We start from the raw sequence: 25,435 nt of genomic DNA, 5'->3' as shown, positions 1-25,435 counted from the left end.
TTACGCGCGAGGTTAACGGAACGCCCCGCGACGTTCACGCAAAAAAGAAGCCGCGTGATTGCATGCCGCACTTTTTCAGGGCTAACTTCATGCGAACGGTCGGCGCAGCGGTGTGTGCCGTGGAGGAGACGAATGTCAGCGGAAAAACACAAGACCCGCGCAGCGGGCGAATCTACGGTTGATATCTCCGCCCTTCGTGCGCGCTATCGCGACGAGCGCGACCGCCGTTTGCGCAGCGAAGGCAAGGCACAGTATGTCGAGGTATCAGGCGACTTCGCTCGCTATCTCGACGATCCCTGGGCCGATCCCGGCTTCACGCGCGCACCTGTCAGTGAAGAGACCGAAGTGCTCATCGTCGGTGGCGGCTTCGGTGGCCTCTTGTGCGGTGCGCGCCTGCGCGCGGCCGGCATCGACGATTTCCGGATCGTGGAAAAGGCGGCCGATTTCGGCGGCACCTGGTACTGGAATCGTTACCCTGGAGCTGCCTGCGACACCGAGAGCTACATCTACCTGCCGCTGTTGGAAGAGACCGGCTACATGCCGGTGCGCAAATACGCGCGGGCTCCGGAAATCTACGAGCACTCCCGCCGCATCGGCCGTCATTTCGATCTCTACGCGCGTGCGCTGTTTCAGACCATCATCTCACGGATGGAATGGCAGGAGCAGGAGGCGCGCTGGCTGGTCGAGACTGATCGCGGCGATCGCATCCGCGCGCGCTTCGTCATTCTCGCCGGCGGCCCGCTGAGCCGGCCGAAGCTGCCGGGCATTCCCGGCATCGAGACGTTCAAAGGCCACAGCTTTCACACCAGCCGCTGGGACTATGACTACACCGGCGGCACTGCGGAGGGCGGTCTCACCGGCCTTGCCGACAGGCGCGTCGGCATCATCGGCACCGGTGCGACAGCCGTGCAATGCGTGCCGCATCTCGGCCGTTCGGCAAAGGCGCTTTACGTCTTCCAGCGCACACCGTCCGCGATCGGCGTGCGCGACGACCGACCGACGGATCAAGCCTGGGCGCAAAGCCTCAGGCCGGGCTGGCAGCGCGAGCGCATGGACAATTTCACCGCCGTGATCTCGGGCGAGCCGTTCGAACGGGATCTGGTGCAGGACGGCTGGACCGGTCTGCTCGGCGAGATCCTGCTGGCGCCGCGTCGCCAGCCGCAGCCGGTGACCTCGCTGGAAGAGGCGCTCAGGGTGATCGAGCAGGCCGACTACCGCAAGATGGAGGAGATCCGCGCCCGCGTCGATGCGATCGTTAAGGACGAGGCGGCAGCTGCGGCGCTCAAACCCTGGTACAAAGCGTTCTGCAAGCGGCCGTGCTTCCACGACGAATATCTCGACACGTTCAATCGTCCCAACGTGCACCTCGTCGACAGCAAAGGGCAGGGGGTCGAGCGCATCACCGAGAATGCGGTCGTGGTCGACGGCAAGGCCTATGAGCTCGATTGCCTGATCTATGCCAGCGGCTTCGAGGTCGGCACTGATTACGCCCGCCGCATGGGCTTTGAGGTCTATGGCCGCGATGGCATCAGCCTGTCCGAGCGCTGGCGCGACGGCGTCAAGACGCTGCACGGTTTCTACAGCCGCGGTTTCCCGAACTGCTTCCTGATCGTCACGGTGCAGGCCGGCCAGAGCGCCAATTTTCCGCACATCATCGACGAGCAGTCGCAGCACATTGCCTATGTCATCGCGGAAGCGCGCAAGCGCAAAGCGCGAACGCTGGAGCCGACGCTCGCGGCCGAAAGGGCCTGGGTCGACGAGGTCGTCAAGGCCGCGCTCGGCCGCCAGACCTATCTCGCCGAATGCACGCCCGGCTATTACAACAATGAAGGCGTGCTCGATCCGATCGCGGCAAGAAACAGCCAATATTGGCGCGGGCCTGTGGCGTTCCTGCGGCTGCTCGATACATGGCGGAAGGAGGGCAATCTGGAAGGCCTCGAATTGTCCTATGATCGCGCCATGGAGTCGGCGCTTTCGAGCGGGTAAGATCGCGCCCGGATTGGTCAGGACGGGAGACAGTGGGTATGATCAGGGGCAGGGCCGTTGCGGGGGCGGTTTTTGGCGCGATGGCGCTGCTTGGTTGCCTGGCGCCCACCGCCGAGGCCGCGCAATGCGGCAGCTCGCCCGCCGGGTTCGAGGCCTGGAAGCGCGAATTCGGTGCGGAGGCGCAGGGCAAGGGCATCGGCCCGACCGCGCTGTCGGCCCTGATGCAGGCCAATTATGCCAGTGCAACCATCGCAGCCGATCGCGGCCAGCGCAGCTTTTCGCTGACACTCGACCAGTTCCTTGCCAAGCGCGGCGCCACCACCATCGTCGCCAAGGGACGGCAGCTCAAGCAGTCGCAGGCCGCCTTGTTCGCCTCGATCCAGCAGCGTTACGGGGTGCCGCCGGGGCCGCTGATCGCGATCTGGGGCATGGAGACCGGATTCGGCAGCCAGCGCGGCAACCAGAACATGCTGTCGTCGATCGCGACCCTTGCCTATGACTGCCGCCGTCCCGAATTCTTTACCGACCAGCTCTATGCCGCCTTGAAGCTGATCGACCGCGGCACGCTGTCGGGATCGACCCGCGGCTCCATGCATGGCGAGGTCGGCCAGACCCAGTTCATGCCCAAGAACATCCTGGCCTATGGCACCGGCAATCTCGATGTGGCTGCCAACGCGCTGAATTCGACGGCGAATTTCCTCAAAGCCCATGGTTGGCGCGCAGGAGCCGGTTACCAGCCGGGCGAGCCGAATTTCGCCGCTATCGAGGCTTGGAATGCGGCCGGGGTCTATCAGAAGGCGATTGCGCTGATGGGTCGACAGATCGACGAAGGAGGAGGGGCGGCAGCCTCGCGCTAAGTCGTTCAGCAAGGCGTGATGCGCCGGCGCGAGAAAGTTGTTGCCATCGGGAACTGACGGCACGACGTTTGCTTTGATCAGGTTCAGGGGTGGGCATGAGGAGACTCAACATGGCAACCCAGATTGTGATGGACCAGACCGGCGATACACGCCACGAGTTTGATCCTGGCAATGCCGAAGCGCTGGCGCGAGCCGAACGGCGCTTTCGGGAGCTGACCGGAGCCGGCTTCACCGCCGCGCTTCGAACCGGACCCGGCGAGGTCACTCGTATCAGATCGTTCGATCCGACCGCGGAGGAAACGCTGTTCTATCCGCGCCTGGTCGGCGGTTGATCTGAGCTGATCATGATCGCGGCAGTTTGGCTCCGCGGCCCGGCGCGTGCGCGCCTGCATGCGCTGCGCGAACTCTATCGGCGCTTCTTCGGCGAGAACACGCCGGATGCCCGGGGCCGCCGGCTGCTCGCCGAATGGCTCTCGTCCGCTCAACGCGCGCAATTCGAACAGCACCGGTATTTCGACGTCGTCGGCTGCGACACCGGCAAGACCTATCGCATTCACTACGGCACCGCAGCCAACGTCCACGAAGTCGACGATGAAGGCCGAGCGACGATGGGATGGTGCTTCGTCCCGTCAGGCTTCCTCGTGCCCGGCGACGTGATGCTGGCGCAGAAGATTGCGCTCGAGACCGACGAAAGGGGCGCGCTTGCGCTCGCCAATCGGTTTCCTGCTGCAACGCATTCCGAGCACTTTTACCGGCGCCCATTCTAGCGCCGGGAGGATGGATTCGAGCCGGCTACGAGGCTCCACCTCTCCCTCGGGAGAGGTGGAGCGAACTCGGCAACGATGTCTGTCAGAAGTGTGTGGTGCGGTAGGCGTCCAGCGCATGCGCCGCGAAGACGCCGATGCTGCAAAGGGCGAGCAGGGCAGAGATCAGTTCGATCATAGCACGTCCTCCCGCAGCGGGTGGGCGACGAGATTCTGGCAGCATGAATATTCGTAGATCAGGTCGAGGAAGAATTGCATGGTGGCCGTCCCTGTATTTATTTTGACAACCACTTAACCGGCCATCTGTTTCAGGCGTGTTTCGTCCCATCGGGAAAGGGGTTTCGCCGGGAACCCCCGGGCCTGTTTTGTGCTCCGCGGACCCGCTACATCTGGTCCTTCTCCATCCTCTTTCGCCATGCGCCTCCGGCGGACGTCGCATCATGTTGCGAAGCAAAATCATGGCGCCGGTCGCCGGCTCCGCGGCCGGCGTGATCGCCTTTCATCACGTCAACGAGACGGTCTTTCGCAAGACCGTGCTCGTGTGTTGCTGCTCTTGAGGATTTCCCTGATCTAGTGACCCACAGTCTGGACCGGCGCCGCGCTGGTGTCGCTGCCGTGATGCGTCAGCGGCTTCATGCCGGTGACGGTCCGCAGCAGCACATAGAACACCGGCGTCAGGAACAGGCCGAACACGGTGACGCCGATCATGCCGGAGAACACGGCAACACCCATGGCGCGCCGCATCTCCGAGCCCGCGCCGGTCGAGAGCACCAGCGGCAGCACGCCCATGATGAACGCCATCGACGTCATCAGGATCGGGCGCAGCCGCAGCCGGCTCGCCTCGATCGCGGCGCGGATCGGCGTGCGGCCTGCGAATTCGAGCTCGCGCGCGAATTCGACGATCAGGATCGCGTTCTTGGCCGACAGGCCGACGAGCACGATCAAGCCGATCTGGGTGAAGACGTTGTTGTCGCCCTTGGAGATCCAGACGCCGAACATCGCTGCCAAGAGGCCCATCGGCACGATCATGATGATCGAGAGCGGCAAGGTCAGGCTCTCATAGAGCGCGGCCAGCACCAGGAACACCAGCAGGATGGCCAGCGGGAACACCCAGATGCCGGAATTGCCGGCGATGAACTCCTGATAGGTCAGGTCGGTCCATTCGAAGGCAAAGCCCGGCGGCAGCACTTCCGCCGCGATCCGCGTTGCCGCCTCCTGCGCCTGGCCCGACGAAAAACCGGGCGCAGCCGCCGCGTTGATGTCGGAGGACAGGAAGCCGTTGTAGCGGATCGCGCGCTCCGGCCCCGCGCTCTGGCGAATCTTGAGCAGCGCCGACAATGGCACCATGTCGCCCGAGGACGAGCGCACCTTGAGCTGCCTGATGTCGTCGGCGCGAGCGCGGAACGGCGCATCAGCCTGCACACGGACGGAATAGGTGCGGCCGAACTTGTTGAAGTCGTTGACGTAGTAGGAGCCGAGGTAAATCTGGAGCGTGTTGAACACCTCCGTCACGGGCACGCCGAGCTGGAGCGCCTTGGTGCGGTCGATGTCGGCGAACAGCTGGGGCACGTTGACCTGGAAGCTCGAGAACACGCCGGCGATCTCCGGTGCCTTCTGCATCGCCGCCATGAACGCCTTGGTCGCCTCGTTCAGCGCCTCATAGCCGAGACCGGCACGATCCTCGATCTGGAGCTTGAAGCCGCCGATGGTGCCGAGACCGTTGACCGGCGGCGGCGGGAACATGGCTATGAAGGCTTCCTGGATCCCGGCATATTTCTTGTTCAGTTCGGCCGCGATCGCGGGCCCGCTGAGCGAGGGATCCTTGCGCTCGTCGAACGGTTTGAGCGTCGAGAACACGATGCCGGCGTTGGACGAGTTGGTGAAGCCGGAAATCGACAGGCCCGGGAAGGCGACCGAGCTCTCGACACCAGGCTGGGTCAGCGCGATGTCGCTCATCTTGCGGATCACCTCTTCGGTGCGATCGAGCGTCGCGCCATCGGGCAGGCGGGCGAAGCCGACCAGATATTGCTTGTCCTGGCCCGGCACGAAGCCGCTCGGCACCTGCTGGAACAAGAGGGCGGTGAGGCCGACCAGCACCGCGTAGAGGCCCATCACCGCGGCCTTGCCCGAGATCACCCTGGTGACGCTGCCGCTGTAGTTCTCCGAGGAGCGTGTGAAGGCCTTGTTGAAGCCACGGAAGAACCAGCCAAGGCTCTTTTCCATGATGAGCGTCAGCCGGTCCTTCGGCTCGTTATGGCCTTTCAGCAGCAGCGCCGACAGCGCCGGGGACAGCGTCAGCGAGTTGACAGCGGAGATCACGGTCGAGATCGCGATCGTCAGCGCGAACTGCTTGTAGAACTGTCCGGTGAGGCCGGAGATGAAGGCGAGCGGCACGAACACCGCGATCAGCACCAGCGCGATCGCGATGATCGGACCGGAAACCTCACGCATCGCCTGATACGTGGCATCGCGCGGCGACAGCCCGGCCTCGATGTTGCGCTCGACGTTCTCGACAACGACGATGGCGTCGTCGACGACGATGCCGATCGCGAGCACGAGACCGAACAGGCTGAGCGCGTTGATGGAGAAGCCGAACACGTGCATCACTGCGAAGGTGCCGACGATCGACACCGGAACGGCCAGCAGCGGAATGATCGAGGCGCGCCAGGTCTGGAGGAACAGGATCACGACCAGCACCACCAGCGCGATCGCTTCCAGCAGCGTGTGGATGACAGCCTCGATCGAGGAGCGCACGAACTGGGTGGGATCGTAGACGATCTGGTAGGACACGCCCTCCGGCATGTTCTTCTTGATCTCGGCCATGGTGGCGCGGACGTTGTCGGAGATCTGCAGCGCGTTGGAGCCCGGCGCCTGGAAGATCGGAATGGCCACCGCCTGCTTGTTGTCGAGCAGCGAGCGCAGGCCGTATTCGGAGGCGCCAAGCTCGATGCGCGCGACGTCGCGCAACCGCACCACTTCACCGCGCGCGCCGGTCTTGACCACGATGTCGCCGAACTGCTCCTCATTCGCGAGCCGCCCTTCGGCATTGACGGACAGTTGCAGGTCGATACCCCTGACGTTCGGGGAGGAGCCGACCACGCCGGCGGCGGCCTCGACGTTCTGCGCCTGGATCGCTTTGACGATGTCGCTCGCGGTCAGGCCGTGCTCGGCGGCCTTCTGCGGATCGACCCAGACCCGCATCGAATAGTCGCCCGCACCATAAAGCTGCACGTCGCCGACGCCGTCGATCCGCGCCAGCCGGTCCTTGACGTTGAGCACGGCGTAGTTGCGCAAATACGTCATGTCGTAGCGGCCGTTCGGCGACAAGAGGTGCACGACCATGGTGAGGTCGGGCGATGATTTCTTGGTGATGATGCCGAGCTGCCGCACCACGGCGGGCAGGCGCGGCTCGGCCTGCTGCACGCGGTTCTGCACCAGCTGCGTCGCCTTGTCGGGGTCGGTGCCGAGGCGGAACGTCACCGTCAGCGTCATCGCGCCGTCGGTGGTCGCCTGGCTCGACATGTAGAGCATGTTCTCGACGCCGTTGATCTGCTCCTCGATCGGCGTCGCCACCGTCTCCGCGATAACCTTGGGATTGGCGCCGGGATAGGTCGCGCGCACCACGACGGACGGCGGCACGACATCGGGATATTCCGAGATCGGCATTGCGAACAGCGAGATCAGGCCGGCGAGGAAGATCAGGACCGACAGCACGCCGGCAAAAATCGGACGATCGATGAAGAATTTTGAGAGATTCATGGCTTTGCCCCTGCGCGAGAGACAACTCTCCCGTTGTCCGGGACGCAGGTGTCGCCCATGAACCCGGAATCGAGATGCGATGTCTTGGTCGTTATGACTTCGTCATTCCGGGCGCGCGGCTCCGTCTTCGCTCTTCGAGCTTCGGCTCGACAAGCCGCGCGAACCGGAACGACGTAACTAGCGTTGCACCACGTCCTGATTGCTGTGGTTGGATGCCTGCTGCGGCCCTCGCGCTCCCATCGCCGCCACCTCCGTCTTGAGGAGGGCGCCGGGACGCACGCGCTGCAAACCATTGACCACGATGCGGTCGCCGGACTTCAGGCCCGCGGTGACGATGCGCAGCCCATCGACGGCACCGCCGAGCGTGACTGGCCGGTAGACGGCGCGGCTGTCGTCACCGACCGCCATCACGAACTTCTTGTCCTGGTCGGTGCCGATCGCGCGTTCGTCGATCATCACCAGCGTCTGCTGCTTCGGTTGCCCCATGCGCACGCGGGCGAACTGGCCGGGGATGAGGCGGCCGTCGTCGTTCTGGAATACCGCGCGGACGCGGATGGTGCCGCTCTGGCCGTTGACCTGATTGTCGATCAGCTGGATGTGGCCCTTGGCCGAGAGGCCGCCGGAGGTCGTCATCTCCACGGGGATCTGGTCGAGCTTGCCGCGCCGGCCGGAGCCATCTGCAATGGAATTCAGCGCGCGCAGCACGACCTCTTCGTCCGCATCGAACGAGGCGTAGATCGGATTGATCGAGACCAGCGAGGTCAGCACCGGGGAGGCGGTGCCGGCGGCGACGAGATTGCCGACGGTGACCTCGATCTTGCCGACGCGACCGTCCACGGGCGCGCGCACCTCGGTGTAGTCGAGATTGAGCTTTGCGGTTTGGAGCGTTGCCTCGGCCGCCTTCACGTTGGCGATCGCTTCACGATTGGCATTCTCGCGCTGGTCGAAATCGCGCCGCGTCACCACGGCGTTGCCGACTAGCTGCGCGCCGCGCTCGAGCTCGCTCTGGGTGAAGACGACGCGCGCTTTGGCGGCCTCGAGCTGGGCGGCGGCCTTGTCGACCTCGGCCGCGTACGGCGCGGGATCAATCTTGAACAGCACGTCGCCGGCCTTCACCAGCGCGCCTTCGGTGAAGTTGGTCGACAGGATCGCACCAGCCACGCGCGGGCGCAGCTCGACACGGTTGATCGCCTCGAGCCGGCCGGAGAAATCGTCCCACAGCACGGTCTGCCGTGGCTCAATCATCGCGACGGTGACGGAAACGGCTTGTTCGGCCGCGGCAGCCGGTGCGGTCGCCTGGGCCGTACGAAAATAGTGACCGGTCGCGATCGAACCGGCCACGGCGAGGGCGCCCACGATGGCGACGCCACCGAGAAGGCGGCGAAAACGGCCGGTGCGGGCGGTATTTTGGGAGGGGGGCATTTGCGCGCTCCAGATATGTAGTGTTCACTACAGATGTGGAGCTGGATATCGCAGCGCAAGATACTTATGTACCGTTCGCTAAGAAAATTGTAGCTGCATACCGCAAGAATTGGAAGACGGCAGAGAAAATAAAGCTAGAACAAATAGATAGGATTTGGCGTTAAGCTTCCAGCAGAACGCGAATTCGGAGGAGAGAGGCAGATGGGCATGGGACGCCCCCGCGAATTCGACGCCGAGGTGGCGTTGGACCAGGCGATGGAAGTGTTTTGGCGCCACGGCTATGAGGGCGCCACCATTGCCCAGCTCACCGAGGCCATGGGCATCAATCCCCCCAGTCTCTACGCCTGCTTCGGCAACAAGGAAGGCCTGCTGAAGGCTGCGCTCGACCGCTACACCAAGCTGCGGGGCGTCTGGATGGACGAGGTGGTGGCAGCACCGACTGCCCGCGCCGTCGCCGAGCGGATGCTGATGGGTATCGCCGACAAGCAGACCGATCCCGCCAACCCGCCCGGCTGCCTGCTCGTGCAGGGCGGCATCGCCTGCGGCACCGGCTCCGAGAACGTCCCCTTCGAGCTCGCCGCCCGCCGCGCCCAGAACGAGGACCAGCTCCGCGACCGCTTTGTTCGCGCCAAGGCCGAAGGCGATCTCAGGGAAGGCGCCGATCCCGCCGCGCTCGCGCGCTATGTTTCGGCCGTCGCGGTCGGCATGGGCGTGATGGCGTCCTCAGGCGCGGACCGCGAAGCGCTGCGGCAGGTCGCGAGCGTCGCCGTAGAGGCGGTCGAGGCGCAGTCGGCCGACAAAACGTAACGGCCTTTGCTATTTCGCGAATTGCGTTGAGGGCAGTGACGGTGGCGGCACAAAGCCGCCGAACTCGCGCTCGAGCAGGCCAGCCAGCGCAATCGTCGTGCGGTCCTCGAGATAGGGGCCGATGATCTGCACGCCAATCGGCAAGCCCGCAGGTGTGCGCTCGATCGGAACGGCGGTTGCCGGCAGTCCGCAGGTCGAAGCGGGGTCTGCCCAGATGAAGCACGCATCGACGTAAGGATAGAGCTTTCCATCGATGTCGAGTTGCCGCGCATCGAACGGCTCGGACTGGTCGTGTGGAAAGGCCGGCACGGCAGCGGCCGGGTAGATCACCGCGTCGAATTCGCGGAAGAGCTCATGCCACCGTTGTTGCAGCTGCAGACGGGCCGCGTCGGTCGCCAGCCATTCACGATGGATGATGGCCCAGCCGCGTGCGCGTTCGGCCGCCAGGCTGCGGTCGTCGGGCGTCAACGCGGCGGCAAGGCCTTGCGCCTCTGCGAGGGCGGCCGGTGTCAGGCGTGGACTTCGCGCTGCGTTCAGCAGCTTCATGTAGAGCCGCGCGGACTCGGCGAGATCGGGTAGCGACGCACTTGAACGCGCGACTCGTGCGCCCGACCGTTCGATCCGCTCGGTCAAACGTCCAATGGCTGAACGCACGGCCTCGCCCGTCGGCATCAGCGGATGGGTATCGATCACGAGGATTCTGAAATCCCTGAGCTGGTCATGTCGCGGAGCAGGAAGCGTCAGGCGATAGCCGATCCCGTCGCGCGTCTCGTCGGGGCCGGCAATCACGTCGAGCGCCAGCGCCAGGTCCGCGGCAGTCCGCGTCATCGGCCCAATGACAGCCAGGTCCCCCTGGCTAGGGACGGGCGGTGCCGGCGGCAGGCTGTATCCGCGCAGCGGGACCAGGCCGAGACTCGGCTTATGTCCGAATACACCACAGAAATGCGCAGGCACCCGGATCGAGCCGCCGATATCCGAGCCGATCGAGAGCGGACCGAACCCTGCGGCCAGTGCCGCGCCCGATCCGCCTGAGGAGCCGCCGGGCGACCGGCCGAGGTCCCACGGATTGTTCGTCGTCCCATGGATATCGTTGTAGCTCTGAAAATCCCGTAAGCCGATCGGGATGTTGGTCTTGCCGATGATGACGGCGCCCGCCGCCTTCAATCGCGAGACGACCAGGGCGTCCTCCGCTGGCTGGAAATCCCTGAAATGCGGAAAGCCCCATGTCGTCCGCAGGCCGGCGACGTTGAACGGCTCTTTCATGGTCACGGGAATGCCGAGGAGCGGCCGCCGCTCGCCGCGGCCAAGCGTGGCATCGGCGGCGCGTGCGGCGTCTCGCGCGCGATCGAAATCGCGGACGATGATGGCATTGATCTGCCCGTCCAGCGCCTCGATGCGCGCAATCGTATGCGCGAGCAGCTCTGACGCGGAGATCTTGCGCGCGTGCAGGGCGCTCAGCAGTGCGCTGATCGAGCCGTAGTCCAAGTCAGCGGCATCTGCAGCCGGCGCTCGTTGCATCACGGTCTCCATGGTCTCTCATCGTCGTGTCGAGGCTCTTCCGGCCGCGAACTGGTCCGGGGGATCGAACATGCAATCTCGGGAATGGGATGAGAAGGCGGCCGTTGTGGGAACCAGATCTGCCCGCCGGTCGGGGCGGAGGCGGTCGCGATCCGCGATGCCTTCTGAGCGGTTAACGGCGCCGGCTCGACTTGCGAATTCACAATCGGCGATCATGTAATTCTGCGCCTGCTTTGCCCGACGTGTCAAACGTTCCCCCGCGCAGGGCTCGCGCGGCGTGGTGCGAAATTCTTCAATGATTTGTACTGTGCATGGGGTTGTTTTCGCGTTTTTTGTTTAAGCGCCCGGCTGGCAGCAAAGATCGCAACGTCGGCCAGTCAAAATCGGTACCGATACGGGAACGCCTAAGAGTTTTTATACACAGTTCTGGCACGCTCCACGCGTCAAGACCGCAGCCTGCATCGTCGCATCTCATTGCGCGCACGAAAAGACAGGCCCGCGGCCATCGAGGGGGCGTAAGCCATGACTGCAGTTGCGTCGGACGCCGGTCGCGCGAAGGGGATCGTGCCGATCCTGCTGTGCGTCGTGCCGTTCAGCCAGATTCCGCTCGATGCCTATACGCCGGGCCTGCCGCAGATGGTCGTGGACCTCGCCACTGACGCGGCTTCGATGCAGAACACCGTCACCGCCTACATGCTCGGCATGTCTCTCGCACTGGTGCCGGTGGGCATCGCTTCCGATACGCTTGGCCGTCGCAACGTCCTGCTCGCAGGGCTGTCGGTGCTCATCGCGATGAGCGTTGCCTGCGCGCTGGCCACCAGCGCATCGCTGCTGCTTGCGCTGCGTTTCCTGCAAGGCATCGGCGGCTGCACCTGTCTCGTCGTTGCCTATGCGGTCGGAGCCGACTGTTTTCGTGGCCGCGAGCTCACGGCGATCTCCGGTCTGCTTGGCGCTGCCTGGGGTCTCGCGCCCGTGCTGGCGCCTGCAGCCGGCGGCTTCATCGTCGAGCTGACGTCGTGGCGCGGAGTTTTCGTCGTCATTGCCATCGCCGCGGCAATCGTCGCCGCGATCGTCATGCTACTGCTGCCGGAAACATTGCCGGCGGAGCGGCGAGCGCCGTTCGATCCGCGCCGCACCGCCGGCATTCTGCGCGAGGCTCTCGTTCGCCCGGGCTTCCTCGCCTTCGTGCTGGTGTTTGCTGCCACAGCCAGCGCGCAGTTGGCGTTCGGCGTCGTCGCGCCGTTCTTCTACCAGACCGGCCTTGGTTATTCGGCGGCCATCTATGGCCTCGTCGCACTGGGACTTGGCGGGGTTAATCTCGCCGGCGAGCTCGGCTGCGCGCATTTCGTGCGCTTCATGCCGGCCCGCGTGCTGGGCTTCGGCGCCTTCGCGCTGTTTCTCGCCGGCGCCGCGCTCCTGACCGCAACCGGCATGGTCCTTGGTCTCGATCTTGCGTCGATCACGATCGGCGGCGCGCTGGTGCTCGGCGGCTGCGGCGTGCTGTGCCCGATGATGTACGGCATGGCGCTCGGCCTGTTCGAGCGCGACCACGGCCTGATCGGCGGCCTCATCAGCTCGCTCTGCTACCTCGCCGTGAGTGGTGCCATGGCAATCGCGGCGGTGTTGCCCGAGGCGACCCAGGCACCGATCGGAGGGCTCTACCTTGGCCTCTGCGCCATCGCGGGCACGCTGCTTGCGATCTCGCTGCCCTCGGCGCGCCACGCCACACAGAATTGAGGAAGGAACCAAATCATGACCACCATCGGTATTCGCGGCACGTTCTTCGACTTCGTCGACGATCCCTGGAAGCACATCGGCAACGAGCAGGCCGCCGCGCGCTTTCACCAGGACGGCCTCATGGTTGTCACCGACGGCATCATCAAGGCGTTCGGCCCTTATGACAAGGTCGCCGCCGCGCATCCGGGCGTTGAGATCACCCATATCAAGGACCGCATCATCGTCCCGGGCTTCATCGACGGCCACATCCATCTGCCGCAGACCCGCGTGCTCGGGGCCTATGGCGAGCAACTGCTGCCGTGGCTCCAGAAGTGGGTCTATCCGGAAGAGCTTAAATACCGGGATCGCAACTATGCACGCGAGGGCGTGAAGCGTTTCCTCGACGCGCTGCTGGCGTCCGGCACCACCACCTGCCAGGCCTTCACAAGCTCGTCGCCTGTTTCAACCGAGGAACTGTTCGAGGAAGCGGCCCGCCGCAACATGCGCGTCATCGCGGGCCTCACCGGCATCGATCGCAACGCGCCGGCCGATTTCATCGATACCCCGGAGAATTTCTATCGCGATAGCAAGCGGCTGATCGCGCAGTACCACAACAAGGGCCGCAACCTCTACGCCATCACGCCGCGCTTCGCCTTCGGCGCCTCGCCGGACCTGCTGAGGGCGTGTCAGCGCCTCAAGCACGAGCATCCGGATTGCTGGGTCAACACCCACATCTCCGAGAACCCGGCCGAATGCAGTGGCGTGCTCGTCGAGCACCCGGATTGCCAGGACTATCTCGGCGTCTACGAGAAGTTCGACCTCGTCGGCCCGAAATTCTCCGGCGGCCACGGCGTCTATCTCTCCAACAACGAGTTCGGCCGCATGTCGAAGAAGGGCGCGGCGGTAGTGTTCTGCCCGTGCTCGAACCTGTTCCTCGGCAGCGGCCTGTTCCGCCTCGGCCGCGCCACCGATCCGGAGCATCGCGTGAAGATGTCGTTCGGCACCGACGTCGGCGGCGGCAACCGCTTCTCGATGATCTCCGTGCTCGACGACGCCTACAAGGTCGGCATGTGCAACAACACGCTGCTCGACGGCAGCATTGATCCGACGCGCAAGGATCTCGCCGAGGCCGAGCGTAACAAGCTCTCGCCGTATCGCGGCTTCTGGTCGATCACCCTCGGCGGTGCCGAGGGTCTCTACATCGACGACAAGCTCGGCAATTTCGAGCCCGGCAAGGAGGCCGATTTCGTCGCGCTCGATCCGAACGGCGGGCAAGTCGCGCAAGCGTGGCACCAGTCGCTGATCGCCGACGGTGCCGGGCCGCGTACGATCGACGAGGCCGCGAGCATGCTGTTCGCCGTCATGATGGTCGGCGATGATCGCTGCGTCGACGAGACCTGGGTGATGGGCAAGCGTCTCTACAAGAAGGACTGAGGCGGACCGCTGCCAATGAGCGCATCTTCTGACACGGCCGGCCAGCCGGTCGCCCTCGTGATCCAGCGCCGCATCGCCGACGATGGCTTTGCCGCGTTCGCGCGGTGGAACGGCGAGGTCGGCGAGGCGCTCAAGGCCTGGCCCGGCTTCCTCAGCCAGGAGGTGGTGCCGCCCCAGCCGCCGGCCCATGTCGACTGGGTGACGATCCTGCGCTTTGCGAGCCCGGCCGCGGCCCGCGCCTGGCTTCAGAGCGATGTGCGGGCGCGGCTCATCGCAGAGGTGCAGCGCTTCTTCGTCGGTTCGGAGGACGTCCACATCCTGCCCGACACCGGCGTGCAGCGCGACAGCGCAGTCTCCGCCGTGATCTCCTTCAAGGTCCCGGACGGACTCGAAGACGCTTTCCTCAAATGGCAGCAGCGCATCCAGGCCGCAGAAGCCGAGTTCAAGGGATTTTTGCGCCACAAGATCGAGCGGCCGATTCCAGGCCTGCACGACGAATGGATCATCATCCTGTCGTTCGACAGTGATGCCAACCTCAATGCATGGCTGGACTCGCCGTTGCGGCAGTCGCTGCTGCGGGAAGGCGAGCGCTTCAACGCCGGCATGAATGTGAAGCGGGCGAGCTACGGCTTCAATTTCTGGTTCCCGGCCGGAAAGGCGCAGGCTCCGGAGCAAGGGCCTGGCCTGATCTGGAAGAGCAACCTCATCGTCCTTCTGGTGCTCTATCCCGTGGTCTACCTCTGGGGCTACTTCATCAGCGCGCCCTTGATCGACAGTCACGGCGTGCCGGTCTGGCTGTCGCTCTTCGTCGGCAATCTCGTCAGCACCCAGCTGCTCGGCTGGTGGCTAGTGCCTGCCGCTTTTAGGGCGCTCGTTTGGTGGATCTCGCCGAAGGCGAAGATCGGACGCCAGATCGCAGGATATGCACTCCTTGCCGCGCTCTATGCCGCGTCGATGGGCCTGTACGCGCTACTGATCGCGTGGCATTGGGGACGGTGAGACCGTCCACAACTGGACACGTGACGACCATGTTCGCCCTGACGTTTCTCGGAACCTCGGCCAGCGTTCCGTCGGTGGAGCGCAACCATCCGGCGCTCCTGGTGGAGGCGGCGGGTAAGCGCATTCTGGTCGATTGCGGCGAGGGCACGCAGCGCCAGTTGCTGCGCAGTGGTGCCGGCTTTCGGCGGCTCGACCGCATCCTGCTGACGCATGCCCATCTCGATCACGTGCTCGGCATCCCCGGTCTCTTTTCGACGCTGGGCTTACGGCAGAGCGCCGACGTGATGACCATTCATGGCGGGCAGGGCACGCTCGATCTCGTGATCCGGATGCTTGCGGGCCTGTGGGGTGCTGGCAGGGCGCCGATCGCGGTGGAGTTCTCAGCCCTGACCGAAGGGCAGGTCATGGTCGCCGGCGACTTCACCATCGACTGCTTTCCGGTTCGCCATCGCGACACCGACAGTTTTGGTTTTTCCTTCAAGAGCCCCGCACGCCGCCATCTTCGGCCGGAGCGCCTTGCCGAGCTTGGTGTTCCAGACGGGCCGATGCGCGGAGAGTTGGCCGCGGGACGACCAGTCGTGATCGCCGATCGAACGATCGATCCGGAAGACGTCCTGGGACCGCCGAGCGGCGGCAGGAAGCTCGTCGTGATCGGCGACACCGAGACCACCGAAGACCTCTCCAAATACGTTTCTGGTGCCGATCTGCTGGTGATCGAGGCAACGTTCCTCGATCGCGACGCATCGACCGCGCGGGACTATGGGCACCTCACTGCGCGCGATGCGGCTGCGTTTGCGGCCGCGACCAACGTCGGCCAGCTCGTGCTCACGCATCAGTCGGGCCGCTATGAGGACGATGAGGTCCTTGCAGAGGCAGCCAGGATTTTTCCGAACACCCGGATCGCTGCCGACTTCGATCGCATTGCCATCTAGCCTCGAGAAGCCGTTCAGCTCGTCAATCCGGACTTGATGGCGAGGTCCTGCACCTGGCGCGTCACCTGCATCAGGCGCGGCAGCGCCTGGTCGCGAAAGGCCGGCATGTCCATGCGCACCGCATCGATGGTGACGCTCAATCCGGCGATCACGAGACCCTGGGCGTCGAAGATCGGCGCTGCCAGCGTGCGCAGGCCATAGGCGTTCTCGCCGTCGGAGACAGCGTGCCCTTTCTTCTTCACCTGATCGAGCCGGGCGAGCAGGGCGTCGAGATCGGTGAGCGTTCGCTCCGACAGTTTGACGCGCGGTCGCGACTCCAGCCGTGCGATCTGCTCGTCCCGCGCCAGATGCGCCAGCATGACGTGGCCGAGCGCCGCGCTATAGGCGGGAATCCGCGTGCCCGGCCGACGATCCATCTTGTGGCGGTCGAGGCCCGCACCGACCCGTGCGAGATAAACCACGTCGCCGCCGTCGAGGATGCCGAGCGAAGCCGCATCGCCGACGTCAGGCACGAGGTCGCGCAGCAGCGGCTCGACGATCGGCCTCAGCGATCCGTGCGACAGCACGGTGTAGCCGAGATCGAGACAGGCAACGCCGAGGCGGAACCGGCGGCTCTGCGGAACGGCCTGGAGGTAGCCGAGTTCGATCAAGGTCTGGATCAGGCGGAACGCCGTCCCGCGATCGAGGTCGGCCCGTGCGGCAATCTCACTCAGGGTCAGCTCGAAGGCCTCGCTGGTGAAGCTCTTGAGCACGGCAAAGGCCTTGCCGACGGAAGCGACGTAATTCTTTGGATTTTTCGCGTCAGTGTCCGATACGCGTTTCGTGGCCTTCTTTTCGACCTTGGCCATGCTCGAATGTCTCGCCATGACATGTCCCCTTGACGTGGCGGCAAGCTGATTTTACGACGGGACAATCCAATAACAAATGTTCGCATTCCGAACAACATCGATTTGACGATCGGAGGAAGTTTGTCGACATCATCGCTGCACCCTCATGGTGTGTTCTCCGCCGCGCTGACACCGCTCGATGCCGAGCTCGCCCCCGATCATGCGCGCTTCGTCGCGCATTGCCGCTATCTGCTCGACGAAGGCTGCGACGGCATCGCGCTGCTCGGCACGACCGGCGAGGCGAACTCGTTCTCGGCCACTGAGCGCACCGCGCTGCTCGAAGCGGTGGTCGCCGCCGGCATCGCGCCGCAGCGGCTTCTGCCGGGCACTGGTGTCACCGCGCTCAGCGAGACCATCGCCCTGACGCGTCATGCGCTCTCGGTCGGCGTCGACACCGTGGTGATGCTGCCGCCGTTCTACTACAAGGGCGTTAGCGACGACGGCATTTTCGCGTCCTACAGCGAGGTCGTGCAGCGCATCGGCGATGCCAAGCTCAAGGTCGTGCTCTATCACATCCCGCAGATGTCGGCGCAGCCAATCTCGCATGCGCTGATCGAGCGGCTGCGCGCGGCTTATCCAGCGACGTTCACCGGCATCAAGGATTCCTCCGGTGATTTCGCCAACATGACCGCGATGGTCGAACGCTTTCCCGGCTTTTCGGTCCTGGTCGGCGCCGATCCTTTGCTGCTGCCGCTGCTCCGCAAGGGCGGCGCCGGCTGCATCACTGCAACGTCCAATCTCGTGGCGCGTGACCTTGCCTATGTCTACAAGCATTTTCGCGACAGCGACGACGACGCAGCGCTCAAGGCGGCGCAGGCGCGCATCGTCAGGGCACGCGAATTGGTCTCGCGCTTCCCGCAGATGGCCTCGCTCAAAGCGCTGGTGGCCGAGCGCACCGGCCATGCCGGCTGGCAGCGGCTGCGTCCGCCGCTGGAATCCTTGCCATCGGCTCACGTGAAAGAGCTGCTTGCGGATGCCACTGCATTCGCAGCCGCCATTTAGCCGCGAGGCCGGCGACGAGGCGATCCGATGTCCGACTCTTTCCAGGATGCGCTGTCGGGGCTCGCCGCCATCGTCGGCGACAAGCACGTCATCGCCTCCAGAGCCGACCAGGAGGCCTATGTGGTGGACTGGCGAGGCCGCTATCACGGTCGCGCGGTCGCGGTGGTGAAACCTGGCTCGACCGCTGAGGTCGCCGCCGTCGTCAAATACTGCGCGGAAAGGCAGCTTGCGATCGTGCCGCAGGGCGGCAACACCGGCATGTGCGGGGCCGCGACGCCGGACGATCGTGCGGGCAATGTCGTGATCCGGCTCGACCGCATGCGGGCCGTGCGCGACGTCAGCCCGCTCGCTAATACGATCACGGTGGAAGGCGGCTGCATCCTCGCCGAGGTGCAGAACGCAGCTCGGAGCGTCGATCGCTATTTTCCCTTGAGCCTGGGTGCCGAGGGTTCTTGCCAGATCGGCGGCAACATTTCCACCAATGCCGGCGGCACGGCAGTGCTTCGCTACGGACCGACACGCGACCTCGTGCTCGGGTTGGAGGTCGTGCTGCCCGACGGGCGTGTCTTCAACGGCCTGCGCGCGCTGCGCAAGGACAACACCGGTTACGCGCTCAAGCAGCTCTTCATCGGCGCAGAGGGCACGCTCGGCATCGTCACGGCGGCGGTCCTGAAACTGTTTGCACCGCCGCGCAGCTCCGCGCTGGCGCTGCTGAAATTGCAGGGCGTCGAGCAGGCGCTCGAGATCATGCAGCGTCTGCGCGGCGCGGTCGGCGACCGGCTCGGCAGCCTTGAGATCATGTCGCGCTCGCAAATCGAGGCGATTGCGGAGACCGTGCCGCATGTCACGATCCCATTCGAGTTGACGACGCCGTGGTATCTGATCGTCGAGCTGACCGACACGCTCGCAGGCGTTGACCTCAACGAGCCGCTCGCCACGGTGCTCGCGGAGGCGATGGAGGCCGGGCTCACTGACGACGTCATCCTGGCGTCGAACCTGGCGCAGGCCAAGGCGATCTGGGCGGTCAGGCACAGCGTGTCCGAAGGCAACAAGCGCAGCGGCTATGTCGTGTCGCATGACAGCGTGGTGCCGTTGGAGCGTCAGGCGGCCTTCGTCGCCAATGTCGAGGCCCGGATCAAGGCTGCCGTGCCGCATGCGCGCGTCGTGATGCATGGCCATATCGGCGACGGCAATATCCACGTGATCGCGCTGATCGACCGCGCGCTTTGTCAGGACCCCGCTGCAACGGCCGCGCTGGTGGCCGAGATCAACGAGATCGTCGATGACGAGACCGCAGCGCAAGGCGGAGCCATCAGTGCCGAGCACGGCATTGGCATTACGAATCGCGGCCGGCTTGCGCGCGTCACCGATCCTCTCGACATCGAGCTGATGCGTGACATCAAGCAACTGCTCGATCCGAATGGCCTGATGAACCCGGGCAAGATCTTTAATGCCGGAGGCGCGCGACGATGACGAGCGTCCGTCTTCTTGCCGACGACCTTACCGGTGCGCTCGACACCGCGGCGGAGTTCGTCGGTCTGTGCGGGCCGTTCGACGTCACGTGGCCAGAGGCGTTTGCGGGGCAGGACTCTGAAAGCCTGGCGATCGACAGCGGCACACGCGAACGCTCCAAAGCCGAGAGCATCGAGATCGTCGGACGACTGGCAGCGCAGCTCCGCGGGGCGACGATCGCCTACAAGAAGGTCGATAGCCTCCTTCGCGGCGCGTGGGCGGCCGAGCTTGACGCCTGCCTGCGCAGCGGCGATTGGGCGTCCTGCGTGGTCGCGCCCGCCTTCGACTATCAGGGGCGCCGCACCGCGGGTGGCCAGCAATTTGCGCGCACGGTGCAAGGCGAGTGGCTCCGCGTCGGCGACAATCTCCTGGCCCAGCTGCAGCAGGACGGCATCGAGGCGCGGCAGGGCGGGGCCGACACGCTGTCGCAGGGCGGCGTTCAGGTCTTCGACGCCGAAAGCGACATCGACCTCGATCGTATCGTCGAGATGGGGCAGCGCATGCCGGGACCCGTGCTATGGTGCGGCAGCGGTGGGCTCGCCGGCGCGCTCGCCCGCAGCCATGACGCCGCTGCGCCGACCCAATTGAAGCTGCCGGTGCTGGGGCTGTTCGGCTCGGATCAGCCCGCGACTGCGTCTCAGCTGGCTGCGTGCGGCGAGGCAACCATCGCGCTTGCGGAAGGCGAGGGCGCGGCGCCTGTGCGGCGCAAGCTGGCCGATGACGCCGTGGCACTGGTTAAATTCTCGCTCGCCGACGGCCTGACGCGCGCCGAGGCGGCGCAGCGGATCGCGCGCGAAATGACGGCACTGATCGCGGCGCTCGAACCACCGGGCACGCTGATTGTTGCTGGCGGCGAGACCCTGAAGGCCGCGTGCGTTGCCCTTGGCGCGCATGCGCTCCAGGTGACGGGACGTATCGTGCCGGGGTTGCCGCGCTCGATCTTGCAGGGCGGCCAGTGGGCCGGCGTCGATGTCATCTCGAAGTCCGGTGCATTCGGACCCAGCGAACTCTGGCGCGATCTGCTTCGGGACAATCATTTGCTCAACATGAGGAGTCCGACATGACCTCTCGTCATCTTGCCATCACCATGGGTGATCCCGCCGGGATCGGACCGGAGATCATCGTCAAGGCTTGCGTCGGATTGAAGGACCGAATCACGAAGGGCGATCTGCGCCTGCTGATCATCGGCAGCGGCGCGGCGCTTGATGGCGCAAAGGCCGCGCTCGGCGCTGACATTGCCATCCCCGAGGTGAGCGACGAGGATCGCGATTGGCCTAATCTGTGCTTCCTCCAGGCCGACGCCGAGGGCGATCCCATCAGGCCCGGCGTGCTCAGCGCTGATGGCGGCCGTTTTGCCTACAAGGCGATCGAGCAGGGCGTGCGCCTGACGCAGGCGGGCCGCACCGCGGCCATCGTCACGGCACCGCTCAACAAGGAAGCCCTCAACAAGGCCGGCTATCATTTCCCCGGACATACCGAGATGCTCGCGCATCTCACCGGCGTGCGCGGCTCGGTGATGCTGCTTGCCCATGGCAACATGCGCGTTAGCCACGTCTCGACGCATGTGGCGCTGGAGGACGTGCCGAAGCGTCTGACGCCGGAGCGCCTGCGCATGGTGATCGACCTCACCAACGACGCGCTGCGTCGGCTCGGCATCGAAAAGCCGAAGATCGCGATCGCCGCGCTCAATCCGCATGCCGGCGAGGGCGGCCTGTTCGGCCGGCAGGACATCGATGTCTCGGCGCCGACGATCGCCAAGGCAGTCGCTGACGGTCTCGACATTGTCGGCCCCGTGCCGGGTGACACCATCTTCGTCAAGCTGCGCGCCGGACAGTACGATGCTGCGGTCGCGATGTATCACGACCAGGGCCACATCCCTGTCAAGCTGCTCGGCTTCCAGGTCGATCCCGCGACCGGCCGCTGGCAGGAGCTCTCGGGCGTCAACATCACGCTGGGCCTGCCGATCATCCGCACGTCCGTCGATCACGGCACCGCCTTCGACATCGCCGGCAAGGGCATTGCCAACGAGCACAGCCTGATCGAGGCCATCGACTATGCCGAGCGGCTGGCCGCCGGCGCCTCCGCATCCAAGTCATGAGATCGAACGCACGATGACCAACGCCTTCACGCCCATCGAAATTCTTCGCCCCACTATCCTGGAGTTCGGTTGCGGCACGATCGCCGCTGCGGCGCGTTTCGCCGAACGGATTGGCGCCAAACGGCCGCTGGTGATCTCGGATCCATTCAACGCGCGCCGCGTCGACACGCTGGGGCTGCCGGGTGCAGTCAAGCTGTTCGGCGATGTGAAGCCCGAGCCGGACCTGCCCAATCTCGAGAAGGCGGTCGCGATGGCGCGCGACGCCAAGCCCGATCTCGTCGTCGGGTTCGGCGGCGGCAGCGCGATGGATCTGGCCAAGCTGGTGGCGGTGATGTGCACGAACGACGTGGCCTTCGCCGACATCGTTGGGCCGGAGAAAGTGGCCGGCCGCAGCGTGGCGCTGATGCAGATTCCCACCACCTCGGGCACCGGCAGCGAAGCCGGCACCCGCGCGCTCGTCACCGACCCCTTGAGCCAGAACAAGCAGGCGGTGCAGAGCCGCTTCATGCTGGCTGACATCGCCATCGTCGATCCGGATCTGACGATGACGGTGCCGAAAGAGGTCACCGCAGCGACCGGCGTCGACGCGCTGGCACATTGCGTCGAGGCCTATACCAGCCGCAAGGCGCATCCGACGATCGATCTCTATGCGCTCGAAGGCGCGCGGCTGGTCGGGCAGTATCTCAAGCGGGCGGTGGTCGATGGCAGCGATCGCGAGGCGCGTGCGGGCCTGGCGCTGGCCTCGCTCTATGGCGGCTATTGCCTCGGACCGGTGAACACGACCGCCGGTCATGCGGTCGCGTATCCGCTCGGCACGCGTCACCATGTGGCGCATGGGCTCGCCTGCGCGGTGATCTTCCCGCACACGCTGGCCTTCAACATGCCGGCCGTGGAGGCGAAGACCGTCGCGGTGCTCCAGGCGCTTGGATTGCGGGAGCCGGCCGATGCAAAGCTGGCGTTCGACGCAACCTACAAGTTCTGCGCCGATCTCGGTATCGAGATGCGGCTGTCGGCGCTCGGCGTGCCCAAGGACGATCTCGGCGTGATGGCCGACGAGGCGCACGCCATTCGCCGCCTGCTCGACAACAGTCCGCGCGACCTTAGCCGGGATGCGATCCTGAACATGTACGAGGTCGCGTTCTAGAGCATGATCCGGAAAAGTGTGTAGCGGTTTTCCGAAGAGATCATGCTCAAACAATAAGCTAAGGCGCGATGCATCGCGCTTTAGCCATCTCCGCCGCTCGTTCGCGGCAGCCAATCAACAACACTGAAAAGAGGAAACTTCGATGAGATCGACGTGGCTTGTTCTTGCCTCACTCATGCTGCTGGCGGCATCGCCGGCAAAGGCGCAGGACGGTTATCCGTCCAAGCAGGTGACGGTGATCGTTCCCTTCGCCGCCGGCGGTACCGCCGATATCTTCGCCCGCATGGTCTCCAACCATTTGCAAGCGAAGCTCGGCAAGCCGTTCGTGGTCGAGAATGTCGGCGGCGCCGGCTCGATCCTTGGCGTGACGCGGTTGGCGAAGTCGGCGCCTGATGGCATCACGCTCGGGCTTGCGAGCACGTCCGCGCTCGCGATCAACCCCTCGCTCTATGGTCCGAAGCTCAGCTACCAGCCGGACAAGGATCTTGCGCCGGTTGCCCAGATCAGCGTCGTGCCCAACGTGCTTGTCGTGAACCCCAACAAGATCAAGGCGCGCACCGTGCCGGAGCTGATCGCTTATCTGAAGGCGAATCCGGACAAGGTCTCGTTCGGCTCGGCCGGCGTCGGCACCTCGCAGCATCTGGCCGCCGAGCTGTTTCAGCAGATGACCGGCACCAAGATGGTGCACGTACCCTACAAGGGCTCCAGCCAGATGCTGACGGACCTGTTGAGCGGTCAGATCGATCTCGCCTTCGACAACGTGCCGCTGCTGCTGCCGCAGGTGAAGACCGGCCAGCTCGCGCTGCTGGCGACAGCGACGCCGAAGCGGGCCGCCTTCGATCCCGAAGCTCCCGCCGTCGCCGAATTCCTGCCGGGCTTCGAGGCCGTAGCCTGGCACGGCTTCTTTGTCCCGGCCGGGACGCCGAAACCGATCGTCGAAAAGCTCTCGGCCGAGATCCGCGCCTTCATGCAGCAGCCGGACACGGTACAGAAATTGGCCGAGCTCGGCGCCACCGCGGTCGCGGTGGATTCCGAGCCGTTTGCGGCCTACATCACCGCTGAGACGGCGCGGTGGAAGAAGGTGATCGAGGCGGCGAACATCAAGCTGGACTAGGCGCCGAAGGCGCTGCTTGGCGATATTTGAGACGTCCGCGGGCCGCAGCGTGACCCGACCGCTTCATGCGGTCGGGCGCGGCCCGTGCTTTGTCGCCGCGGACTTCCGACCTCTCGTCCTATCCCCCGTTGAGACACAACCCATCCACCGCAGCGCTTGCCAGCCCAAGTTCGAGCGGGTAGAACGCTGCCACGCCTGAGCCGTGATTTGCGCCAAACGCGCTTCCGGCCACAGTCGAGCAAATCGGCAAGACCTTGAATTTGTTCGACTATTCCGTTGGGGAATGGTGTAACGGTAGCACAACAGACTCTGACTCTGTTTGTCTTGGTTCGAATCCAGGTTCCCCAGCCAGTTCCGGCGCTCTTTCCCAGACCTAAACCTTCGGCATCTGCGCGGCAGCGACGGTTCGTTGGCGGTACCGCCGCTCGCGACCGTTTGCCTCATCTGAAAAATCGCGTTTCCGGGTCGGATCTCCGCGCACTCCATCGTCCTTGAGTTACACAACCCAAGGAGAATCCGTGATGTCCTATGTCGATGGTTTCGCGCTGGCCGTGCCGAAGGAGAAGATCGAGGCCTACAAGACGCTGGCAACGACCGCCTGCGCGCTCTGGCTGGAGCATGGCGCGCTCGACTATGTCGAATGCATCGGTGACGACGTTCCCTATGGCGAGCTCACCTCGTTTCCGCGCGCGGTCATGGCAAAGGAGGACGAGATCGTGGTTTTCTCCTGGATCGTCTACCGCGACCGGGAGACCCGCGATGCCGTCAACAAGAAGGTGATGGCGGACCCGCGGCTGAAAATGGACGGCATGCCGTTCGACGGCAAGCGCATGATCTATGGCGGCTTCACGACGCTGCTTCGGGCAGGCGACATCGCGACCTGACGGCGTCCGTTACTTGATCTTGTCGTAGGCCGCGGCGAAATCGTTGAGCGGCATCGGGATCGCGATCGTCTCCTTGGCCATGTTCTGGAAGGAGACCTTCAACTGCTTGCCCGACCGCAAGGCCGTGAGCAGGTCCGGCGCGACCGGCGTCGAGGCGTAGCAGCCGCGGTTCTCGCAGGTCTGGATCTGGAGATCGAACGCCTTGCCTTCGTCGACCTGGAGCTTGGCGCCGACGGGCAGGTTGAGGCCGAGCGGCAATTGCAGCAGCGCAATCGGTGTGCGGGTGTCGGGCGCGATGCGGATGTTGATCAGGATGACGGTCTGGCCGGTCTTGGTCAGCACCGCGTTCTGCTCCATCGCGCATTCGAGCGGCGCCTCGCGGCTTGCGCTGGTGCAGCGCACGATCCAGCCGGGCTGTCCCGGAGCGCCGTCCGCCTGTGCTTGCGTCGGAGCAGGCGCGGGCTGCGTGGCCGGGGTAGGAGAAACGGCGTTCTTCTTGGCGCCCTGCTGGGCATGTGCGGTGCTGGTCGACAACAGGACAGCGGCGGCGAGGGCGACAAGTCTGGATTGCATGAGCATGACGAAACCGCGTTGGCGTGA

21 protein-coding genes and 1 tRNA gene are annotated in these 25,435 nt (G+C 64.9%); 17 read left to right on the top strand and 5 right to left on the bottom strand.

Features of this window, described 5'->3' with window-relative positions:
- Positions 1 to 132 precede the first annotated feature (132 nt).
- From ACR9YP_RS28525 to ACR9YP_RS28510, 4 genes are all read left to right on the top strand, one after another.
- A complete protein-coding gene (locus tag ACR9YP_RS28525) occupies positions 133 to 1,986 on the top strand; it encodes a flavin-containing monooxygenase (protein WP_438109081.1) in 1,854 nt (617 codons plus the stop codon).
- Between the two features lie 38 nt (positions 1,987 to 2,024).
- Positions 2,025 to 2,843: a lytic murein transglycosylase gene (locus tag ACR9YP_RS28520; RefSeq protein ID WP_474217657.1), complete on the top strand. Its 819-nt coding sequence runs from the start codon at positions 2,025 to 2,027 to the stop codon at positions 2,841 to 2,843.
- Positions 2,844 to 2,953: 110 nt separating this feature from the next.
- Positions 2,954 to 3,175 carry a hypothetical protein gene (locus tag ACR9YP_RS28515; protein WP_091888574.1) on the top strand — a complete coding sequence of 74 codons (222 nt, stop codon included), beginning with the start codon at positions 2,954 to 2,956 and terminating at the stop codon, positions 3,173 to 3,175.
- 12 nt (positions 3,176 to 3,187) lie between these two features.
- Complete coding sequence (locus ACR9YP_RS28510) at positions 3,188 to 3,610, top strand: hypothetical protein (RefSeq protein WP_091888572.1); 423 nt, start codon at positions 3,188 to 3,190, stop codon at positions 3,608 to 3,610.
- A 567-nt stretch (positions 3,611 to 4,177) separates the two neighbouring features.
- Here the strand turns inward: ACR9YP_RS28510 and ACR9YP_RS28505 are convergent.
- Positions 4,178 to 7,366, bottom strand: a complete 3,189-nt coding sequence (locus ACR9YP_RS28505; protein WP_474217656.1) for an efflux RND transporter permease subunit — start codon at positions 7,364 to 7,366, stop codon at positions 4,178 to 4,180.
- Positions 7,367 to 7,543: 177 nt separating this feature from the next.
- Positions 7,544 to 8,788: an efflux RND transporter periplasmic adaptor subunit gene (locus ACR9YP_RS28500; protein WP_438109077.1), complete on the bottom strand. Its 1,245-nt coding sequence runs from the start codon at positions 8,786 to 8,788 to the stop codon at positions 7,544 to 7,546.
- 201 nt (positions 8,789 to 8,989) lie between these two features.
- On the opposite strand from ACR9YP_RS28500, the gene ACR9YP_RS28495 reads away from it, so the two are divergent.
- Positions 8,990 to 9,595: a TetR/AcrR family transcriptional regulator gene (locus ACR9YP_RS28495; protein WP_091888566.1), complete on the top strand. Its 606-nt coding sequence runs from the start codon at positions 8,990 to 8,992 to the stop codon at positions 9,593 to 9,595.
- A gap of 9 nt (positions 9,596 to 9,604) precedes the next feature.
- Here the strand turns inward: ACR9YP_RS28495 and ACR9YP_RS28490 are convergent, their stop codons facing one another.
- A complete protein-coding gene (locus ACR9YP_RS28490; RefSeq protein WP_474217655.1) occupies positions 9,605 to 11,113 on the bottom strand; it encodes an amidase in 1,509 nt (502 codons plus the stop codon).
- Between the two features lie 522 nt (positions 11,114 to 11,635).
- On the opposite strand from ACR9YP_RS28490, the gene ACR9YP_RS28485 reads away from it, so the two are divergent.
- The 4 genes from ACR9YP_RS28485 to rnz are packed head-to-tail and all read left to right on the top strand — an operon-like array spanning position 11,636 to position 16,194.
- Positions 11,636 to 12,850, top strand: a complete 1,215-nt coding sequence (locus ACR9YP_RS28485; protein WP_438109075.1) for a multidrug effflux MFS transporter — start codon at positions 11,636 to 11,638, stop codon at positions 12,848 to 12,850.
- Positions 12,851 to 12,865: 15 nt separating this feature from the next.
- On the top strand, positions 12,866 to 14,263 hold the full coding sequence (gene guaD, locus ACR9YP_RS28480; protein WP_438109074.1) for a guanine deaminase: 1,398 nt from the start codon (positions 12,866 to 12,868) through the stop codon (positions 14,261 to 14,263).
- A 15-nt stretch (positions 14,264 to 14,278) separates the two neighbouring features.
- Positions 14,279 to 15,262 carry an antibiotic biosynthesis monooxygenase gene (locus ACR9YP_RS28475; protein ID WP_474217654.1) on the top strand — a complete coding sequence of 328 codons (984 nt, stop codon included), beginning with the start codon at positions 14,279 to 14,281 and terminating at the stop codon, positions 15,260 to 15,262.
- 29 nt (positions 15,263 to 15,291) lie between these two features.
- A complete protein-coding gene (gene rnz / locus ACR9YP_RS28470) occupies positions 15,292 to 16,194 on the top strand; it encodes a ribonuclease Z (protein WP_438109071.1) in 903 nt (300 codons plus the stop codon).
- A gap of 14 nt (positions 16,195 to 16,208) precedes the next feature.
- On the opposite strand, the gene ACR9YP_RS28465 is transcribed toward rnz, so the two are convergent.
- Positions 16,209 to 17,060, bottom strand: a complete 852-nt coding sequence (locus tag ACR9YP_RS28465) for an IclR family transcriptional regulator (RefSeq protein ID WP_244551149.1) — start codon at positions 17,058 to 17,060, stop codon at positions 16,209 to 16,211.
- Positions 17,061 to 17,162: 102 nt separating this feature from the next.
- Here ACR9YP_RS28465 and ACR9YP_RS28460 point away from each other — a divergent pair, with 102 nt between their 5' ends.
- The 8 genes from ACR9YP_RS28460 to ACR9YP_RS28425 all read left to right on the top strand — a co-directional run bounded on the left by ACR9YP_RS28460 (position 17,163) and on the right by ACR9YP_RS28425 (position 24,835).
- The gene (locus ACR9YP_RS28460; RefSeq protein WP_438109069.1) at positions 17,163 to 18,083 is read left to right on the top strand and encodes a dihydrodipicolinate synthase family protein; all 921 of its coding nucleotides are present in this window, start codon (positions 17,163 to 17,165) and stop codon (positions 18,081 to 18,083) included.
- Between the two features lie 27 nt (positions 18,084 to 18,110).
- Positions 18,111 to 19,556, top strand: a complete 1,446-nt coding sequence (locus ACR9YP_RS28455; RefSeq protein ID WP_438109068.1) for an FAD-binding oxidoreductase — start codon at positions 18,111 to 18,113, stop codon at positions 19,554 to 19,556.
- Positions 19,553 to 20,659 (top strand): four-carbon acid sugar kinase family protein, encoded by a 1,107-nt coding sequence (locus tag ACR9YP_RS28450; RefSeq protein WP_438109067.1) that lies wholly within the window; start codon positions 19,553 to 19,555, stop codon positions 20,657 to 20,659. Before ACR9YP_RS28455 ends, ACR9YP_RS28450 begins: the two co-directional genes overlap by 4 nt.
- Positions 20,656 to 21,693: a 4-hydroxythreonine-4-phosphate dehydrogenase PdxA gene (pdxA, locus tag ACR9YP_RS28445; RefSeq protein ID WP_438109065.1), complete on the top strand. Its 1,038-nt coding sequence runs from the start codon at positions 20,656 to 20,658 to the stop codon at positions 21,691 to 21,693. The genes ACR9YP_RS28450 and pdxA overlap by 4 nt, the downstream gene beginning before the upstream one ends.
- A gap of 13 nt (positions 21,694 to 21,706) precedes the next feature.
- Entirely contained in the window at positions 21,707 to 22,837 is a 1,131-nt protein-coding gene (locus tag ACR9YP_RS28440; RefSeq protein ID WP_438109063.1) for an iron-containing alcohol dehydrogenase, read from the top strand.
- 142 nt (positions 22,838 to 22,979) lie between these two features.
- Positions 22,980 to 23,951 carry a Bug family tripartite tricarboxylate transporter substrate binding protein gene (locus ACR9YP_RS28435; protein ID WP_474217653.1) on the top strand — a complete coding sequence of 324 codons (972 nt, stop codon included), beginning with the start codon at positions 22,980 to 22,982 and terminating at the stop codon, positions 23,949 to 23,951.
- Between the two features lie 277 nt (positions 23,952 to 24,228).
- Positions 24,229 to 24,302: transfer RNA gene (locus tag ACR9YP_RS28430), tRNA-Gln, on the top strand.
- Positions 24,303 to 24,472: 170 nt separating this feature from the next.
- Positions 24,473 to 24,835: a DUF1428 domain-containing protein gene (locus ACR9YP_RS28425; protein ID WP_438109060.1), complete on the top strand. Its 363-nt coding sequence runs from the start codon at positions 24,473 to 24,475 to the stop codon at positions 24,833 to 24,835.
- A gap of 9 nt (positions 24,836 to 24,844) precedes the next feature.
- Here ACR9YP_RS28425 and ACR9YP_RS28420 read toward each other — a convergent pair whose 3' ends face one another.
- Complete coding sequence (locus ACR9YP_RS28420; protein WP_438109058.1) at positions 24,845 to 25,414, bottom strand: invasion associated locus B family protein; 570 nt, start codon at positions 25,412 to 25,414, stop codon at positions 24,845 to 24,847.
- Positions 25,415 to 25,435: the final 21 nt, after the last annotated feature.

It is taken from the genome of Bradyrhizobium sp. BR14999 (assembly GCF_056106085.1).
This window is presented reverse-complemented; position numbering and strand designations above follow the sequence as displayed.